13 protein-coding genes are annotated in these 13,951 nt (G+C 32.5%); 6 read left to right on the top strand and 7 right to left on the bottom strand.

The genetic code is table 11. The features are described from left to right. Window positions 1–172: 172 nt before the first annotated feature. The 5 genes from HMPREF0669_RS06645 to HMPREF0669_RS06665 all read right to left on the bottom strand — a co-directional run bounded on the left by HMPREF0669_RS06645 (window position 173) and on the right by HMPREF0669_RS06665 (window position 6,574). On the bottom strand, window positions 173–1,777 hold the full coding sequence (locus HMPREF0669_RS06645) for a beta-N-acetylhexosaminidase (protein WP_232236454.1): 1,605 nt from the start codon (window positions 1,775–1,777) through the stop codon (window positions 173–175). Between the two features lie 638 nt (window positions 1,778–2,415). After that, window positions 2,416–2,958 carry a peroxiredoxin gene (locus tag HMPREF0669_RS06650; RefSeq protein WP_051148216.1) on the bottom strand — a complete coding sequence of 181 codons (543 nt, stop codon included), beginning with the start codon at window positions 2,956–2,958 and terminating at the stop codon, window positions 2,416–2,418. Between the two features lie 10 nt (window positions 2,959–2,968). Next, entirely contained in the window at window positions 2,969–3,907 is a 939-nt protein-coding gene (locus HMPREF0669_RS06655) for a ribose-phosphate pyrophosphokinase (protein WP_009227755.1), read from the bottom strand. A 62-nt stretch (window positions 3,908–3,969) separates the two neighbouring features. Next, window positions 3,970–4,578 (bottom strand): thiamine phosphate synthase, encoded by a 609-nt coding sequence (locus HMPREF0669_RS06660; protein ID WP_009227756.1) that lies wholly within the window; start codon window positions 4,576–4,578, stop codon window positions 3,970–3,972. A 112-nt stretch (window positions 4,579–4,690) separates the two neighbouring features. Then, window positions 4,691–6,574: a hypothetical protein gene (locus HMPREF0669_RS06665; RefSeq protein ID WP_044045733.1), complete on the bottom strand. Its 1,884-nt coding sequence runs from the start codon at window positions 6,572–6,574 to the stop codon at window positions 4,691–4,693. A gap of 478 nt (window positions 6,575–7,052) precedes the next feature. Here HMPREF0669_RS06665 and HMPREF0669_RS06670 point away from each other — a divergent pair, with 478 nt between their 5' ends. The 6 genes from HMPREF0669_RS06670 to HMPREF0669_RS06695 all read left to right on the top strand — a co-directional run bounded on the left by HMPREF0669_RS06670 (window position 7,053) and on the right by HMPREF0669_RS06695 (window position 10,738). After that, window positions 7,053–7,511, top strand: coding sequence for a hypothetical protein (locus HMPREF0669_RS06670; protein ID WP_009227758.1), 459 nt, complete (start codon window positions 7,053–7,055; stop codon window positions 7,509–7,511). 191 nt (window positions 7,512–7,702) lie between these two features. Further along, the gene (locus tag HMPREF0669_RS06675) at window positions 7,703–8,395 is read left to right on the top strand and encodes an RsiV family protein (RefSeq protein WP_232236455.1); all 693 of its coding nucleotides are present in this window, start codon (window positions 7,703–7,705) and stop codon (window positions 8,393–8,395) included. After that, window positions 8,392–9,012, top strand: a complete 621-nt coding sequence (gene rsmG / locus HMPREF0669_RS06680; RefSeq protein ID WP_009227760.1) for a 16S rRNA (guanine(527)-N(7))-methyltransferase RsmG — start codon at window positions 8,392–8,394, stop codon at window positions 9,010–9,012. Before HMPREF0669_RS06675 ends, rsmG begins: the two co-directional genes overlap by 4 nt. Further along, window positions 9,009–9,653, top strand: coding sequence for an MBL fold metallo-hydrolase (locus tag HMPREF0669_RS06685; RefSeq protein ID WP_009227761.1), 645 nt, complete (start codon window positions 9,009–9,011; stop codon window positions 9,651–9,653). Before rsmG ends, HMPREF0669_RS06685 begins: the two co-directional genes overlap by 4 nt. 19 nt (window positions 9,654–9,672) lie before the next feature. Next, window positions 9,673–10,251: a crossover junction endodeoxyribonuclease RuvC gene (gene ruvC, locus HMPREF0669_RS06690; protein ID WP_009227762.1), complete on the top strand. Its 579-nt coding sequence runs from the start codon at window positions 9,673–9,675 to the stop codon at window positions 10,249–10,251. Window positions 10,252–10,267: 16 nt separating this feature from the next. Next, a complete protein-coding gene (locus tag HMPREF0669_RS06695) occupies window positions 10,268–10,738 on the top strand; it encodes a hypothetical protein (protein ID WP_009227763.1) in 471 nt (156 codons plus the stop codon). Here HMPREF0669_RS06695 and HMPREF0669_RS06700 read toward each other — a convergent pair. Together HMPREF0669_RS06700 and HMPREF0669_RS06705 are read right to left on the bottom strand one after the other, a co-directional pair. Then, window positions 10,728–11,855, bottom strand: a complete 1,128-nt coding sequence (locus HMPREF0669_RS06700; RefSeq protein WP_009227764.1) for a DUF6057 family protein — start codon at window positions 11,853–11,855, stop codon at window positions 10,728–10,730. The two genes, HMPREF0669_RS06695 and HMPREF0669_RS06700, sit on opposite strands and share 11 nt — an antisense overlap. Further along, entirely contained in the window at window positions 11,856–13,937 is a 2,082-nt protein-coding gene (locus HMPREF0669_RS06705) for an alpha amylase C-terminal domain-containing protein (RefSeq protein WP_020967264.1), read from the bottom strand. It abuts the gene before it with no gap. Between the last annotated feature and the right edge of the window lie 14 nt (window positions 13,938–13,951).

Here is a 13,951-nt window from a genome sequence, read left to right on the forward strand (position 1 = left end):
ACAAAGGTATATATTTTTTTTGAATAACCAAATATTTTATCTATATTTTTTATGCTTTTTATACATCTCTCTTATTTCATACTCGTTTTAAGTAAAAAAAACACATTAAATATTTATTATTCTTTAATTAATATAGGTTTAACAATTTCATATTAAAGACATTATTACTTCTTTAATTCCTTAAAATGAAGAAATCTTTTTCTATATCTTTTCTATACTTTATATTCTTAAGTTTATACAGCTCTTGCATATGAAACATACGTGACAAGAAGTTATCTAGATTTCTTTTATCTTTAGATGTCCATTGAACTTCACACAAAGCAGCAAGCCTTGGAAACAATTGCCATTCTAACTTAGTGCTGTCTTTCACCCATTCTGTCCAAATACAGCCTTCTGCTCCAATAATATTCTTTTGCTCTTCTGGAGTTAACACATCGAAACAAGGATCTAAGTCGTAAACTCTTTGAACACTAGGAATACCTTCTATTTTATTAATTCGTGGATTACTGAAATAGAAATTAGTAATTGGTGCAACCACAGTTGGATGACCTTGTTGAGCAGAACGAATTGAAGCATATTTCGAAGTCCAACCTATTACCGTCACTGTTTTTGATGGAGCCCCATCTAAAATCTCGTCCCAAGCAATCATTTTACGTCCTCTGGCACGAATATCTTTTTCTAGTTCCCCCATAAACCAAGTCTGAAGTAAGTCTTCTTTCGAATGTTTTTCTTCGTCTTTTAGGTTTAAATCCTTTATTTTTTGCTGACACTTAGCACACTCTTTCCATCTATCTTTAGGACATTCGTCGCCTCCAAGATGTATATATTCTGATGGAAAGATATCCATAATCTCATTCACTACGTCTTTTGCAAGCTCCAAAGCTTTTGGATTTCCAGCACAAAGAACTTCTTTAATAACTCCAAAATGAGTACAAACAGGGTATGGTCCACCAGTACATCCTAACTCAGGATATGCCGCTAACGCAGATTGTATATGTCCAGGCATATCTATTTCTGGGATAATAGTAATAAATCGATCTGCCGCATACTTCACAAGTTCACGTGCTTCTTCCTGAGTATAATATCCACTTACAGGCTTACCATCATACCCTTTATCCCCAGGTAGAACCGTTTCTGTACGTTTTGAACCTATTTCTGTTAGCTTAGGATATTTCTTTATCTCTATTCTCCAACCTTGATCTTCTGTTAAATGCCAATGAAAATAGTTGATATGGTGTAATGCAAACATATCTATCAGCTTTTTTAAGTATTCAATACTAAAGAAATGTCGACCTACATCTATCAAAAAAGCACGATAAACAAAACGTGGAGAATCTGTAATCATAACAGAAGGCAATTCAACTTGCCCTACATTCTTTACTATTGGCAATGCTTTAGTCAATGTTTGTAAGCCATAGAACACGCCTGCAGGAGTACTTCCTGATAGCCTTAACACCTTTGGAGTTGCTTTAATTTCATACGCTTCATTTCCTTTTATAGACAGATCAAGTGACAATCGAATCTGATTATTTTTCATCTTAGAATTCTCCTTCAACTTCATTCCCGTTACTTCTTCTATATATGAGATGAGGAATTCAACGTTACGTTTTTGCAACTCATTTGCATTATCAGGGCAATAGATTGTTGTATTGCTATTCAATATAAAGTTCTTCTCTTTTAACGGCTCAATACATTTAGCTAATGGAATGGTATTCCAATTCCCTACGAGTTGTTTTTCTGCGAAACTACACAATGAAAAAAAAAGGACAACCAGCATAAGTTGTAATCTTCTAATACACATAATCTTAAAATCGTTATTTATGTTTTGTCTCTAAAAATACTACTTCTCTATTATCTTAATTTAAGTGGTAATATATAATAAATCTCTCATATATATTTTTCAACTAAAAATCATCGAACACATAAAATCGTTACTATTCTATTGTTAACCTTCCGTCTTATCAGATTTAAGCAATGCGTTATTATCAGATTTACCTATAAAATAAAACATATCTATTATAAGATTAGCCCCCATTGCTTTATCTCTTTTATTTCTACTAAGCTTTTCAATGCAATATCACGCAAAACAACTAGGATAAAATTATTCAAATAAAAGAAAGAAGATGTTCTATCATTCGATACTCTCTATTTAAGACATACCAGCTTTGATCTAAAATGATTTGAATCTAACCAGTCTCTACCTCTAGATTTTCAGATAGTTGAGTAATAATCGTTTTTAACTCATCATTACATTGTTATATTTTTTCTTATCCTATATCTAATTCCATAGTCATAGCTACAAACTATATATCCTTATAACTTTTACTTCAAAAACATAGAAAAAGACAATTATACCATCCTATTAAACAATAGAATGGTATAATTCACATTATGTTTATATAAAATATTTAGCTCTTACTGAAGTTTTTGACTTGCAATAAAGGTTTTAAGATCTTCTCCTCTAAGATCTTCTGCGATAATCTCTCCTTTTTTATTAACCACTAAGATATGGGGAATAGATTCAACTTCATATAGTCTTGCTGCTGCATTATTCCATCCTTGAAGATCAGAAAGTTGTGTCCACGACATCTTATTTTCTTCAATTGCACTCTTCCAACTATCCTCATCTTCATCTAAAGAAATGCCAACAATTCCAAGTCCAGTATCCTTATATTTGTTATATAAACTAACAAGGTTAGGAACTTCGTGCATACAAGGTCCGCACCAACTTGCCCAAAAATCTACAATTGTAATTTCGTGCTTTGCAACTTCATCTTTTAATGATACTTTTTTACCATCAACACTAGTCATCGTAAAATCTTTTATCATCTCAACTTCAGATGCATTGGCGATAGAATCTCTCATCTCTTGAGTTGTTGCTACTACAGGTTTAGCTTCTTTCTTCTTACAACCAGCGAAACAAATCGAAACAACTATTGCAAAGCATAAATATCTCATGTTCATCTCATTAAACCAAATATTGTGAAGAAATACTTTCGTTAGAAACAACTCTACGTATTGTTTCTGCAAACATGTCTGCAACTGAAAGTTGTTTTACCTTTGAACTGTCTTTACTATAAGGAATAGAATCTGTAAAAACAATTTCTTCTAAAGCTGATCCATCTACTCTTTCGGTTGCTGGGCCACTCATTACACAATGTGAAGCACATGCACGTACGCTCAACGCACCAGCTTCTTTCATAATATCTGCCGCCTTTGCTATTGTTCCTGCTGTATCAACCATGTCATCAACAATAACAACATTTTTTCCTACAACATCACCGATAATTTGCATTGTATCTACAACATTAGCACGAGCACGTGTCTTATTACACAAGACTAGTGGACATCCTAAATATTTAGCATAAGTATTTGCACGTTTACTACCACCAACGTCAGGACTAGCAATAACTAAATTGTCTAGTTTTAGGCTTTGAAGATAAGGTAAAATAACTCCAGAAGCATAAAGATGATCTACAGGAACATCGAAGAAACCTTGAATTTGGTCAGCATGAAGATCCATTGTTATGAGACGATCGATACCTGCAACCATTAAAAGGTCTGCTATAAGTTTTGCCCCTATACTAACTCTAGGCTTGTCTTTTCTATCTTGACGTGCCCAACCAAAATAAGGAATAACAGCAATAATGTTACGAGCAGATGCACGTTTTGCTGCATCTATCATAAGCAAAAGCTCCATCAAGTTGTCTGAATTGGGAAAAGTACTCTGCACCAAAAAGACATCTCGTCCACGAATAGACTCCTCATAAGATACCGCAAACTCACCATCTGAGAAGCGAGTAACGACTAAATTACCCAAAGGACAATTTAAACTTTTACAGATTTTCTCTGCAAGATATCTCGAACTACTGCCCGAGAAAACTAAAAAAGAGTTATTTTCACTCATCATCTTAATATTTTAGAAATAAGAATCGATATATAATTATTCTGAATTTATTTTGTTACTTATTAACCTATGGCTCTTTTAATCTTTTGGAAATGATGAATTAAATCTCTGTAATCGGTTTGGTTTTGAATATCAAATCTACTCCAAAGATCTTCACACAACACAACTCCTCCAAAGCCTAATGCCTTCGCAACAGGTATCGTTTCTAAATTAATATTGCCCATTGCGTACACATTTTTATTTATATAACCACTCTTTGCTGCCTTTTCTAAAAGGTCTAAAGAGTATGTTTTAGTATCTGATTTTTCTTGTTTAGGCAAAAGGAAGTTTGATAAAAACACGTACTTCGACACCTTTACGATATCTTTTAACAACGAAAGGTCACCACATGTTCTACTAACTTTTCCCTTGTATCCTTCTGGTATCGGTGTGTCAATAGTATCAAGATGTATTCCCCCTAGCTCAAACTCATTCTTTAGATAAAAATTATCATGGACAATTGTTCTTTTTCTATTCTCTTCATTCAATAAAGAAAGCAATCTTTCTGAATAAATTGGAGATGCTTCCCGTTTATAAAGATGTAGATTTTCCATTCCCTCATTGAATAGAGTTGTAAGTATTTTATCTTCTTCTACAAAGAATGTAGAATGGGTCATTACTGCAAGTTTCATCTGCATTTGTTTTATTGGCACTACAAAAGTATAAAAAAAACAGATAACAAGCAATTATATCCTACATAATTACATCTTTAGTTGAAAATAAGTAAAAGAAAATAATTTAGTATCAGAATTTCCACCGCAGCTGCATTTCTATATAATTCTTAAATTCTTCCACTTTTGCAATATCTTTTATATTATTTTTCTTATTACGATAATAGAAAGAACCACTTACCTTAGCTATTAGCATTAAACTACTATTAATATCCCAACGATTGCCCAATGCGTAATGAAAACCTTTTCCATAGAACATAGGAAAAGAAAATTGATAAAGTAGACCACGTTCGTAGGCATAGATCCTACTATCATAATTATCTGTATAATAATAAGAAAGAGTTCCAAAGATATTGCAGGTATTTGTTTTAATGAATCCACTTTGTTCAATTCTCCACCCTAAACTATTCTCTAGAAAATGATGAAAAACAACATCTAAATTTGTTTGCACCCCCCATTGAGTAGCATCATAACCCAAAGAAAAACGAGTTTTATGAATTATTTCATTAGCTACCACGTCATTCTTTTTATCTTCTTTTGATCTCATCCTACATTTATAGCGTAACAAGTAGCTCCAACTTTTTTGTTGCCACTTTACACTTATAAACGGTTCTACAGCCCAAGATGCTTCTGATATTTGATATTTGGGCCAAGGGAAATAAGCAAAATCAACATAACCCATTATAGATAAAAACTGAATAGGATTATAAGAAGCACCTAAAAACAAGCCACTTTCGTTTTGCAAATGTCGTCCTTCGTTGAACGCATTACCTAACAGAGAATAATATCTATAACTATACCATCTTTGGAGTAAGGTGAGTTTCAGTAAACTTGTTAACTGATAATTAATTGAATTGATGGTTGCGAAAGCTTTTTGATCGTTTATTGCCGTTTCTCCACGCACCACCACTCGCCTACTTAAATAGCTATAATCAACCCCTATATTATGAAACATAAAACCTTCAGGATAGAATTCTTTATATTTTTGATTTTTATTAGGAAGAAGAGGTTTGCTAAATCCTGTAAATGCCGTTGTTAATCCAAGCCCAAATCCATTTTTCTTCCAGCCAAATCTGAATCCTCCTGCCCACTGATAAGCATTATTTTTTCTATCCATTTCGCTTTCGGTGCGATGCAATCCTGTTTTTAAAATCGTTGCAATATATTCTTTATCTTTAGTTAAAGTAGCATCAATTGCCCTATACGAAGTCCAGAAGGTTGTTTCAAAATTTTTCGACCAGCTTAAAGTAGTTGCCAATCCTTGCATAAAATTAGCAGAAGAAGCAGCAGAATGCGCTCGTATATTGGTATCCACTTTATCGATACTTGCAAGTGATATTTGTTTCCCAAAATTAAAATCATTATTGATGATAAGTCCCATTCCTGTTTTTAAGCGATATCGTCCTATCACCATTTGCTTAATAATACCAATCCGTTGCAGTACTAGGTAATAAGAATAAAAATCATATCCATCTTTGTTCTTATATTGAAAAAATGGTTCTCCCATATCTTGAGAAGCCGTAAGACCCATCTTCAAATAATCAGAAAACTGAAACTTATAACGTAATTGATGCTTAAGAGCATATCCCAGATATCTATTTTCACTAAGCCGTTGCTTCTCTAAAGGTATTTTTGTCATAGCCATAAAAGTAGAACGACCATATTTAAAGGCAGTTTCAAAACCTGGAAACATTTCAATTTGAATAGGATCAAGTGTTAAGAAATGAAGTAAAAGATTTCGACTTACAGCATCTAACGGCTCAACCAGCACCAATTCAGAAAGTGTTTTTAACGGTTTATACTTATAAACATACTCAACTATACCTTCTATTTGCTCACTAGATAAAAATACAAAAGCCTCTAAGTCTTCTTTTGTTATAGAATTAATGCTCATTTTATGATCAGCATGTTCGCTCAAAACATCGTACAATTCTTGAGCAGCTTCTTGCTCTAGCATATTTACATTTACAAATTCTTCATAATCTTTTACCCAATCGGTCTTTGATTGCGCATGAACTAAAGTAAAAAAGGAAAAAGCCCATAGGATAGAAAACGCACGTATATTAACAACTTGTGTTTTATAAAGAAATAAGCAATACAGCCAAAGACACATCTTCCTATAAGATAAACATAGGATAATACGACATCTGTTACATCTATTTTTATTCATTGCTGTGCACTTTCTGATAGATTTTATTTTATAAAAGATATAGTAATAAAGAGATCACAAATATATGCATAAATTTGTAATTAAAATAAAATTATATTATAAAAAAATAGCATAATATGTAAGAACAAATATAAATGTAAAACTTTATAGTATCTTTGCAGCGTTTTCATTCAATAATAAGAACTTTCATCCAAAATAAAATTTATATGAAGCTTTTATTCACTATATAGAAAACATCGATAAAATATATTAAAACTTTTGTACAATGAGAAAATACATATATGCAGTAATTCTGTTATTTGTAAGCACCATAAATCTAATATCATCATGTCAAAGAATATCGAATTCTAATGATATAACTATTGTTGCAGATTCCTTTGCAACTAACTTCTATAATTGGAAATTAGAGAAGGCCCTTAAATATTGTACAGCAGAATCTAAGACACAAATTAGTTTTCTTGCATCTAATATTAGCGAAAAAGATATTGAGCTTATCAAACAAAGAAACGAAGATGCTAGCATCGAAATAACCAATACTGGAATGCTAGAAGAAGGCATTAAAGCTAGAATTTCGATGAAGATATATAACTCATTTAAAATGAAAGATATAAATAGCGATATACAACTCAACAAAGAAAGAGATGTAACTATCAACCTTATCAAAACCAATGAGGGTTGGAAAGTTGACCTGACAACACTCAAAGAAAGCCCAACAAAAGAATAAAATAATATCATAAATAGAATAATTCCAACAAAAAAGGCAGATATATAGAATTAAAATATTACTTTTGTAATATTATGCGTCTATCTATTTTTATAACATGCTTATTGAGTTTAGTATTCTCTTGCAATCTTCCAAACAAAGGAATACAAGAAAAAACAGGCTTATCTATAGACAGTTTGCAAATTGATTCGATGCAAAAATATATACAGAAGAAGGATACTTTATGGTGTTCTGTTCAAATGAACATAAAATATTTAACAGGAAAAGGAGCATCAAAACTAAATCAACTCATTCTTTCCGATAACATCTTTCCACCATATTACAATAATGACTCACTACAAAATCTTCCTTTGAAGAAACGAGTTAATTCTTTCATTCAATGCTTTTTTAATGAGTTTATAACCAATGTTTCATCTATAAATAACGAGTTGCACACATCAAAAAATAGATATTTATACCATTATATTCTTAAAACAGCAATCAATTCATATAAGGATAATATCATAAGTTATTTATATCATCACACACTAGCTATAAATGAACTAAGTGAAGACGATAAATGGATAGAGTGCAAGAATATCAATATCGCAACAAAAAAGATACTTACATTAGAAGATATATTTGTTAGAGGATATGAATACACACTTAATTCACTTATAAAAAGACAACTTTTAAAACAATTCAAAACTAAAGATATAAAAACATTATTGGAACAAAATATATTATTAACAGACGATATAAATGCTCCAAAGAATTTCATTATTAAGGAAAATGAAGTAGTTTTTATTTATAATAATGGAGAAATTACAAATACAAACATTGGAGAAATTGAGATTAAAATAAAGAATAAAGACTTAAAAGAAATACTTAAAGATAGAGAATGAACGAGATTTTAGAATATTTTCCACACCTAACAGACAAGCAAATAGAGCAGTTTAAGGCTCTACAAGCGTTGTATGAAGATTGGAACCAAAAGATAAATGTAATATCAAGAAAAGACATTTCCAATCTATATTCACACCATGTACTCCACTCTTTAGCCATTGCAAAGGCTATTAATTTTAAAGATGGAACTACAATTATGGACTTTGGGACGGGCGGAGGCTTTCCTGGTATCCCTTTAGCAATTATGTTTCCAAACTGTAAATTTAAGCTTATAGATGGAACAGGCAAAAAGATTATGGTCGCAAATGAAGTTATTAAAGCCATTGGTATTACCAATGTGGTTGCTGAACACATCCGTGGTGAAGAAGAAAAAGGAAAATATAACTTTATAGTTAGTCGTGCTGTTATGCCTCTACCCGACTTAATAAATATTGTAAAAAAGAATATTTCAAAAAAACAAAACAACGCTTTACCCAATGGAGTGATTGTTTTAAAGGGAGGAAATACCGAAGGTGAGATTCATGAACACAAGAAACTTGCCGAAATAACACCTCTATCTAATTGGTTTAAAGACGATTGGTTTAAAGAAAAATCATTAATATATATACCTCTATGATAAATGTTCAAGTGTTTACTTGTAATATGTTACAAGAGAATTGTTTCGTTGTTAGCGATGAAACAAAAGAATGTATAATTATAGATTGTGGCGTTTTTTATCAAGAAGAGCGAGATATGATTATTGATTATATCAAAAAGAATCAATTAATACCCAAACATTTGCTTGCTACTCATGGTCATCTTGACCACAACTTTGGAAATAGTTGCATGCAAAAAGAATTTGGGCTCACTCCCAAAGTACACCATAAAGACAAGTTCTTAATGGAAAGTATAAAGCAACAAGCACAACTATTACTGGGTTTAGATTTAACAGAAGAGCAACCAAAAGATATTGATTATCTAACAAAAGATAATATCATTGAATTTGGTAAACAGCGTTTTACAATAATAGAAACACCAGGTCATACTCCAGGAAGTGTATTCTTCTATAATGAAAAAGAGCATATCGCTTTCTCAGGAGATACTATTTTTAAGCGCTCTATCGGTAGAACAGACCTAGAAGGAGGATCGATGTTTCAAATGATACAAACACTTAGATTTGTATCTCAACTTCCTGATAAAACAATTCTATATCCCGGGCATGGTGAAAGCACAACTATTGGAGACGAATTAAGTAGCAATCCATACATAGATCGATAGCTTTTGAAGGGCAATAGCAATGGTTTTACAACGTATTGATAATGAAAGAATTATCTTAGGTATTGACCCTGGAACAAATATAATGGGCTATGGCGTCATAAAAGTAGTATCTAATAAAGCAGAAATGATTGCAATGGGTATTATAGATATGCGCAAAATGACAGACCCTTATTTGAGATTAGGTAATATCTTTCAACGAGTTAAAGGAATAATAGAGGAATATCTTCCCGACGAAATGGCTATCGAAGCTCCCTTCTTTGGTAAGAATATTCAATCTATGTTGAAACTTGGAAGAGCTCAAGGGGTTGCAATTGCTGCTGCAATTAATCACGATATTCCAATATTTGAATATGCTCCTCTTAAGATAAAAATGGCGATTACAGGACAAGGACAAGCAAGTAAAGAGCAAGTTGCAGATATGTTGCTTCGCCTATTAAAGCTAGATAAAGGCAATTTACCTAAGTTTATGGACGCAACAGATGCACTGGGAGTTGCTTATTGCCATTATCTACAAACAGGACGTCCTATTAATGACGTATCATATAAAGGTTGGAAAGATTTTATAAATAAAAATAAGGAAAGAATAAATAGTAAATAACCAAACAAGAAGAATTATGAAAAAAATGCTTTTTACATTGGCTCTATGCCTTTGCTCATCAATAACTATTCAAGCACAAGAGATCTTTAAAGAGGTACAAAACCTCATGCTAAAGAATGAAGCGATTAAAAATAATCAGACAAAGAGTCTTGAAACCAGAAAGATTGCTACATTTAAGTCAGATGCCTTATATTATTTAACAATGAAGGCAGGTTCTACAGAAGGCTTTTCAGAGCACGAATTAGGAGAACAAGCTAATGCAATGATCGAATTTGTAAACCTTTATATAAAGACTTTAGCAAACAATGCAAAGAAAAGTACTCAAGAAGTTACTAAGGCAAAATATAAGAATGCAAGTATAAAGAACTCACTTTTCAATGATATGGAAAAAGAAATTACCTACGGATACGTAGATAATTCAAACTACATCACAAACTTTTCATTAGATACAGACTGGGTTAAAGCATTGGCAGAGGTTAAGAAATAGCATATTGATAATAGTACCAATAAGTATTTCCAAATACCTCTTTCAACTTATTCTTACGGGTTATGCCATTAGAATATTGCTTTTCTAACTTCGCATAATCTTGGTAATCGGCTTCCATAACATTGTCATGATACTCAATTGCAGGCATTGCATGAGTATGAGAGTATAGTAATAATGCCTCACGATAATGTTTTGGAAGCTTATTATCTATTGTATAATACTTCGAAATGGTTCTTACAAAATCATCTAAACGTTTGTCTAACAAATAAGCACACAATAAATAATCCACGTATTGCTTATTCTTTACCCTCAACTCATCAAGCCTTTGGAAATATTTTAAAGCCGACATTTTATGCTTTGCACGCACTTTCATATCGTCTTCAACAAATGTTTGCGGTAAAAGTAAACACGAATTAGAATCCATTGGCAATAAAACCGAAGATCTACCTATTATATTATAGGTAAATAATTTATCCCCCAATAGATGTTTTTTGTTAAGAGCAAAAGAGCGAAGCATTGTTAATGACGAGTTGGCAATAGCCGATTTCTCTCCTATTTTTATTGCTAAATCATACTTTTTATCAAGTATATATCTCTCTGTTCTTAATCTATAATGAAATTCTTCATCGTTATTCCCTATTATAGAAATTGAAAAGAACAACACAATAAGATACATAAGTTGGAAAAGTAGTGTATCTGCGAAGTTAGATGTATAGTGATTATTTGATTGTTTTACTATGCCTTTTAGCCAATAAAGCACCAACCCATATAGTAACAAGCCGAAAATCAAAAGATAAAAATTAAACGAAACATGCTCATCTACATCACATAAGAATGCAATGAGCAATGAAGGTAGGTAAAAAGCAATGAACCTAAATCGTCTAATAACTTTAGAAAAAGTCTGCTGCAACAATATGATTATATAAGAAATTGCAGTAATGATAATTCCACCTACAAGCGAATTGTAGTGAGTTTTACCATTAGAAAGGACATGTTGCACATAAATTAATGTGTCCGACTGATAATAATACAGATACAAAAAGATAAATACAACAAAAATAAGTGTACAGAAATATCGAGCAAACTGCCTTCTATTGATTTTTAATAAATATGCCATTTAGTTCTTTTTTAATACCATTGCTGTTCTAGCAGGAATGTATAATTTAAGCCATTCTTTATGTTCTTTAACATAAAGAGCATCAAAATTAGTGAAATGAGTTACGGAATCATCATTCAAGTCATTACCTCCAAAGATCTTAGCATCAGTATTTAATACTACATCATAAGTACCTGTGGGTACTAACAATCCATAATCCACATAAGATTGAGTGGGAGAAAAATTGAAAACAAACAATAAATCACCTCTTGTAAAGGCTAATATTTGGTCTCCATCATTATGCCATATCTCTTGTATAGGTGTTTTATTAAAAGTCTTTTCACTTTTAACAACATCTAACATAGCTTTATCAAATAAGCCTAGATATTGATAATCAAGTTCTTCATTGTCCACTAAATTCCACTGACGACGTGCATATTTGTGGCTCCAACTATTTCCTTCACGTGGGAAGTCAATCCATTCTGGATGCCCAAACTCATTTCCCATGAAATTAAGATAACCTCCATTTATAGTTGAAATGGTTGCTAGTCGAATCATCTTATGCAACGCAATACCTCTATGAGCCATATAATTCTCATCTCCTTTCTTGAAATGCCAATACATATCAGCATCTATTAATCGGAAAATAATGGTCTTATCGCCTACCAAAGCTTGGTCGTGGCTCTCACAATATGAAATAGTTCGTTCATCAGCACGTCTATTCTTTACTTCCCAGAAGATAGAACTTGGCTTCCAATCTTCATCTTTTTGTTCTTTGATTATCTTGATCCAATAGTCGGGAATATTCATTGCCATACGGTAATCAAAGCCATATCCACCTGCAGTAAACTTACAAGCAAGACCAGGCATACCACTAACTTCCTCTGCAATAGTAATCTTTCGTGGGTCAATCTCGTGAATTAAGAGATTGGCAAGGGTTAGATAACATATCGCATTGTCGTCTTGATGTCCGTTGAAGTAATCACCATAATTAGTAAAGGCCTCCCCTAACCCATGACTATAATAAAGCATTGATGTTACACCATCAAATCGAAAGCCATCAAAATGATATTCTTCTAGCCAATACTTACAATTACTTAACAAGAAATGTAGAACCTCATCTTTACCATAATCGAAGCAAAGTGAATCCCATGCAGGATGTTCTCTTCTACCTCCCTCATAGAAAAATTGATTGGGGTCACCTGCAAAATTACCTAACCCCTCTATCTCATTCTTCACAGCATGTGAATGAACGATATCCATAATCACAGCTATTCCATTGCAATGAGCCTCATCTATCAGAGCTTTTAGTTCTTCTGGAGTACCGAATCTAGATGACGCAGCAAAGAAAGAGCTAACATGATAGCCAAAAGAACCATAATAAGGATGTTCTTGAATAGCCATTATTTGAATGCAGTTATATCCTGCTTTTATGATACGAGGCAGTACTTTATCCTTAAACTCAGTATAACTTCCAACCTTTTCTTCATCTTGCGCCATTCCAATATGACATTCATAGATAAGCAAAGGATTAATAGTTGGCTTAAAATTATTTTTCTTCCATTGGTAAGTCTCAGTTGGTTTCCATACCTGTGCACAGAATACTTTAGTGTTAACATCTTGTACAACACGTTGTGCCCACGCAGGAATTCGCTCCCCAGATCCACCTTCCCAATATATTTTTAGCTTATAATAATCACCATGACGAAGTGCTTTTAGAGGCAACTTCAACACCCAATCACCAGTTTTAGAATCTTTCTGCGCCTGAAACTCTGGTGTTTCTTGCCAATTATTAAAATCTCCAATTAAATAGATTGCAGTGGCATTAGGAGCCCATTCTCTAAAAATCCAATTACGAGAGTTACAATGTAAACCATAATAATTATGACCATTGGCAAAATCTGTCAATGTTTTTTTTCCATTATTTGTAAGTTGTTTCAACTTATCTAACGCATGTTCGTGTCTGCCTTTTATTGCTTCTGTATAATCCAATAAGTATGGATCCTTTCTAATTAGCTCTAAAGGACGTTCCAATTCTTTGCGTGTTCTAGGTTTAGAAGTCTTCTTTATAGGCTTCTTTGTTTTGTTTTCAGCTGTAGCCATAATTCTTTATCCTT

The sequence above is a fragment of the Prevotella sp. oral taxon 299 str. F0039 genome, assembly GCF_000163055.2.
Lineage (GTDB): Bacteria > Bacteroidota > Bacteroidia > Bacteroidales > Bacteroidaceae > Prevotella.

Coding starts and splice junctions, on each gene's coding strand:
- HMPREF0669_RS06645 (WP_232236454.1), bottom strand. CDS start 1,777: ATGCTGGTTGTCCTTTTTTTTTCATTGTGTAGTTTCGCAGAAAAACAA.
- HMPREF0669_RS06650 (WP_051148216.1), bottom strand. CDS start 2,958: ATGAGATATTTATGCTTTGCAATAGTTGTTTCGATTTGTTTCGCTGGT.
- HMPREF0669_RS06655 (WP_009227755.1), bottom strand. CDS start 3,907: ATGAGTGAAAATAACTCTTTTTTAGTTTTCTCGGGCAGTAGTTCGAGA.
- HMPREF0669_RS06660 (WP_009227756.1), bottom strand. CDS start 4,578: ATGAAACTTGCAGTAATGACCCATTCTACATTCTTTGTAGAAGAAGAT.
- HMPREF0669_RS06665 (WP_044045733.1), bottom strand. CDS start 6,574: ATGCTAGAGCAAGAAGCTGCTCAAGAATTGTACGATGTTTTGAGCGAA.
- HMPREF0669_RS06670 (WP_009227758.1), top strand. CDS start 7,053: ATGAGAAAATACATATATGCAGTAATTCTGTTATTTGTAAGCACCATA.
- HMPREF0669_RS06675 (WP_232236455.1), top strand. CDS start 7,703: ATGCAAAAATATATACAGAAGAAGGATACTTTATGGTGTTCTGTTCAA.
- rsmG (WP_009227760.1), top strand. CDS start 8,392: ATGAACGAGATTTTAGAATATTTTCCACACCTAACAGACAAGCAAATA.
- HMPREF0669_RS06685 (WP_009227761.1), top strand. CDS start 9,009: ATGATAAATGTTCAAGTGTTTACTTGTAATATGTTACAAGAGAATTGT.
- ruvC (WP_009227762.1), top strand. CDS start 9,673: ATGGTTTTACAACGTATTGATAATGAAAGAATTATCTTAGGTATTGAC.
- HMPREF0669_RS06695 (WP_009227763.1), top strand. CDS start 10,268: ATGAAAAAAATGCTTTTTACATTGGCTCTATGCCTTTGCTCATCAATA.
- HMPREF0669_RS06700 (WP_009227764.1), bottom strand. CDS start 11,855: ATGGCATATTTATTAAAAATCAATAGAAGGCAGTTTGCTCGATATTTC.
- HMPREF0669_RS06705 (WP_020967264.1), bottom strand. CDS start 13,937: ATGGCTACAGCTGAAAACAAAACAAAGAAGCCTATAAAGAAGACTTCT.